The 267-nt window shown below is 59.2% G+C and carries 1 pseudogene; it reads left to right on the plus strand.

From position 1 onward, the window contains the following. Positions 1 to 165 precede the first annotated feature (165 nt). A pseudogene (locus AC0L25_RS32545) lies at positions 166 to 267 on the plus strand (IS110 family transposase); the annotation flags it as partial.

Raw genomic sequence — 267 nt, forward strand, 5'->3', positions numbered from 1 at the left:
TGTCCGCCGCTCCGCTAAACACGGGGGCTGCGCGGCGGACACGCCAACGTCACCGCTGAATGCCACGCCATTTTTGCTGATGGGGTGGATGCCAGCCTTCTCCGACGGCATCGCAATGTGCCAAGTTTGTGGTGTTAGCGCCACGCAAAGGAGAGGCAGGCATCCATGGAAAAGGTTACCATCATTGGGGTCGATCTGGCAAAGAACGTCTTTCAGCTGCACGGGGCGGCAGCTGATGGATCGGTTGTGTTCCGCAAGAAGCTGTCG

It is taken from the genome of Mesorhizobium sp. WSM4813 (assembly GCF_055811555.1).